The organism is Halorhodospira abdelmalekii (assembly GCF_016583625.1).
Lineage (GTDB): Bacteria > Pseudomonadota > Gammaproteobacteria > Nitrococcales > Halorhodospiraceae > Halorhodospira > Halorhodospira abdelmalekii.
The window spans coordinates 45,001-47,511 of record NZ_NRRN01000024.1; the positions used below are offsets into that span (position 1 = coordinate 45,001).

1 rRNA gene (only partly in view) is annotated in these 2,511 nt (G+C 57.3%); it reads left to right on the forward strand.

The features are described 5' to 3' along the window. Nucleotides 1-2,394, forward strand: a 23S ribosomal RNA gene (locus tag CKO15_RS07550) (it extends 504 nt beyond the left edge of the window). Nucleotides 2,395-2,511 lie beyond the last annotated feature (117 nt).

Sequence of the window (2,511 nt, forward strand, 5' to 3'; positions counted from 1 at the left end):
AACCGTATGCGTACAAGCAGTGGGAGCCTGCCGCAAGGTGGGTGACCGCGTACCTTTTGTATAATGGGTCAGCGACTTACTTTCAGTGGCGAGGTTAACCGTATAGGGGAGCCGTAGGGAAACCGAGTCTTAAATGGGCGCTGAGTCGCTGGGAGTAGACCCGAAACCGGGCGAGCTACCCATGGCCAGGGTGAAGGCGGGGTAACACCTGCTGGAGGCCCGAACCCACTGACGTTGAAAAGTCAGGGGATGAGCTGTGGGTAGGAGTGAAAGGCTAAACAAGCCCGGAGATAGCTGGTTCTCCCCGAAAGCTATTTAGGTAGTGCCTCGCGTCTCACTCTCGGGGGTAGAGCACTGTTTCGGCTAGGGGGGCATCCGTGCCTTACCAAACCGAGGCAAACTCCGAATACCGGGAAGTGCAATCGCGGGAGACAGACGGCGGGTGATAAGGTCCGTCGTCGAGAGGGAAACAGCCCAGACCGCCAGCTAAGGCCCCGAAGTTGTGGCTAAGTGGGAAACGATGTGGGAAGGCAGAGACAGCCAGGAGGTTGGCTTAGAAGCAGCCATCCTTTAAAGAAAGCGTAATAGCTCACTGGTCTAGTCGGCCTGCGCGGAAGATGTACCGGGGCTCAAGCCACACGCCGAAGCTGCGGATGCACTTTGAGTGCATGGTAGGGGAGCGTTCCGTAGGCTGCTGAAGGAGGACCTGTGAGGGCCTCTGGAGGTATCGGAAGTGCGAATGCTGACATGAGTAACGATAAAGCGGGTGAAAAACCCGCTCGCCGAAAGCCCAAGGTTTCCTGCGCAACGCTAGTCGACGCAGGGTTAGTCGGCTCCTAAGGCGAGGCCGAGAGGCGTAGCCGATGGGAAACAGGTTAATATTCCTGTACCTGTTACTGCTGCGATGGGGTGACGAAGAAGGCTAGGTCATCCGGGTGACGGACGTCCCGGTTTAAGTGTGTAGGCGTGGTGCTCAGGCAAATCCGGGCACCTGATACGCTGAGGCACGAACACGACGCCCTATTGGGGTGGAAGTGACTGATGCCCGGCTTCCGGGAAAAGCCTCTAAGCTTCAGGCAGTAGCGGACCGTACCGCAAACCGACACAGGTGGGCAGGGTGAGAATCCCAAGGCGCCTGAGAGAACCCGGGTGAAGGAACTCGGCAAAATGGCACCGTAACTTCGGGAGAAGGTGCGCCCTTGTTAGGTGAAGCCCCATGCGGGTGGAGCTGAGGAGGGCCGCAGTGACCAGGGGGCTGCGACTGTTTACTAAAAACACAGCACTCTGCAAACTCGCAAGAGGAAGTATAGGGTGTGACGCCTGCCCGGTGCCGGAAGGTTAAGTGATGGGGTTAGCCGTAAGGCGAAGCTCTTGATCGAAGCCCCGGTAAACGGCGGCCGTAACTATAACGGTCCTAAGGTAGCGAAATTCCTTGTCGGGTAAGTTCCGACCTGCACGAATGGCGTAACGATGGCCCCACTGTCTCCATCCGGGACTCAGTGAAATTGAACTCGCAGTGAAGATGCTGTGTACCCGCGGCAAGACGGAAAGACCCCGTGAACCTTTACTACAGCTTCGCACTGGACTTCGAGCCTGCTTGTGCAGGATAGGTGGGAGGCGGAGAAGCGTAGGCGCTAGCCTATGTGGAGCCGATCTTGAGATACCACCCTTGCATGCTTGGGGTTCTAACCTAGGCCCGTGAACCGGGTTGGGGACCGTGCGTGGTGGGTAGTTTGACTGGGGCGGTCTCCTCCAAAAGAGTAACGGAGGAGTGCGAAGGTGCCCTCAGCGCGGTCGGAAATCGCGCAATGCGTATAAAGGCAGAAGGGCGCTTGACTGCGAGACCTACAAGTCGAGCAGGGGCGAAAGCCGGCCTTAGTGATCCGGTGGTTCTGTATGGAAGGGCCATCGCTCAACGGATAAAAGGTACTCCGGGGATAACAGGCTGATTCCTCCCAAGAGTCCACATCGACGGAGGAGTTTGGCACCTCGATGTCGGCTCATCACATCCTGGGGCTGTAGCAGGTCCCAAGGGTATGGCTGTTCGCCATTTAAAGTGGTACGCGAGCTGGGTTTAGAACGTCGTGAGACAGTTCGGTCCCTATCTGCCGTGGGCGTCGGAGACTTGAGAGGATCTACTCCTAGTACGAGAGGACCGGAGTGGACGTACCTCTGGTGTTCCGGTTGTCACGCCAGTGGCACAGCCGGGTAGCTATGTACGGAAGGGATAACCGCTGAAAGCATCTAAGCGGGAAGCCTCCCTCGAGATGAGGTCTCCCTGGACCCTAGAGGTCCCTGAAGGGCCGTCCAAGACGAGGACGTTGATAGGCGGGGTGTGGAAGCGCAGTAATGTGTGGAGCTAACCCGTACTAATTGCCCGTGAGGCTTGGTCATATAACACCCAAGTGTATTGGGGTTATGATGTGTGAATGTGACGCATTGAAGCGAAATGCGGTGTACTGACAACTCCTGTGAATTGTGGTGGTCGCGCGACCCCCCCCTTGTATCCCC